This window comes from Streptomyces sp. NPDC048496, from assembly GCF_043200055.1.
Lineage (GTDB): Bacteria > Actinomycetota > Actinomycetes > Streptomycetales > Streptomycetaceae > Streptomyces.
Genome location: NZ_JBICXB010000142.1, coordinates 1 through 1,311, shown reverse-complemented (window position 1 = coordinate 1,311; position 1,311 = coordinate 1). Strand labels below are relative to the sequence as shown.

At 66.1% G+C, this 1,311-nt stretch carries 1 protein-coding gene; it reads right to left on the bottom strand.

Annotated elements, in window-relative coordinates; all coding sequences use genetic code 11:
• Positions 1 to 163: 163 nt before the first annotated feature.
• The coding region (locus ACGFSA_RS35200) for a group II intron reverse transcriptase/maturase (RefSeq protein WP_393310267.1) at positions 164 to 1,311 on the bottom strand (1,148 nt) is incomplete at its 5' end.

The following is a 1,311-nucleotide window of genomic DNA, read 5'->3' as shown; positions in this document are numbered from 1 at the left end:
AGTAGGGTCGGGGACTGGCGCGGTGGCCTGTGAGGCTCCGTTTCCAGCCCCCGCCCGTCAAGTGAAGTAGACCGCCGACGAGGTGCCCGTGGCGCGGGTCCTTTTCCGACGGTCCCTTCCCGAACGGGACGGGCCAGTTTCCCGGCATCCCGCTCTCCAGTGATCACTTCCGTGGTGGCGCGGTGCCTCGCCCGGCGTGGATGTCCTCGTGGCAGCGACGGCAGATCACCAGGGTCTTGCGCCGTCGTTTGGCCATGAGGTGCACCCAGTCGGGTTTGTCCCGGCGTCCGGGCCGGTTGAGGTCGGCGAGCTTGCGGACGTGGTGGACCTCAAGATTCGTCCGGGCTTCGCAGATCTCGCAGCACTCGGCGATGAGCCGGTGGATCAGCTCGTTTCGCTTCGCGCTGGCCATGACCGGCCGTCTGTCGGTGAGGACGGCCTTGCGCTGTCGTTTGAGCGGTATCCCGCCGAAGCGGGCGACCAGTGGTTTCCTTCCCCGGTCGCGCGGGACGGTGACGGTCAGACAGGTTCGCGGTCCCTCGGGTGTCTCGACGGTGCTCTTGTACTTCCGAGCCATCTTCGTGACCGTCGACCGGTGCTTCCCGGCCAGCGTCTTCAGCAGCGAGGTCTCCATGACCCACTGGAGCCTGCCCAGGCGGAACACGTCCTGGGCGAGGAGGTAGTACTGGACGAACCCCCGGTACTCGGCCTGGTACTTCGCGACGATCGTGAAGTCCTCGTCGTGAAGCAGCATGCCGCGTTGTGCCGGTTGCCCTTTGCTCATGTAGAGCGCGCATTTGTGCCTGATCACCTGCCGTGGCACGAACAGGCCGATCGCTCCGTTGACCGCCCGACGGTTCCGGGTGATCTTCGTGTCGGAGTGCTGGGCCCGGATCTCGTAGCCGAGGAAGTGCGCCGCCTGGCTGGTGGCGTGGGTGATCACGGTCTTGGACTCGGAGAGTTCCAGCTTGAGTTCGTCATGCAGGAACGCACCGATCTTCGACTTGATCTCCTCGGCTTCGTGCTTGGGGCCGGCGAATCCCAGGAGCCAGTCGTCGGCATAGCGGACGTATCTCAGCCGTCGGTATTCCGGATCGTTCGGGTCCTGGCTCGGCAGGGTGCGGCGCTGGAGCGCGAGCGCCCGCACCGCCTCCCGGTCGCCGCGCCGTCTGGCCCTCGCGATCGCGAACTCGACGGCCCTGTAGGCCCGGTTGGGTTGCCGACGCAGCCCCCGGTTGTACTCGGGCAGCAGAGACTGTTCGACGAAACGGTCCAGCCGGTCAAGGTAGATGTTCGAGAGGATCGGGGAGA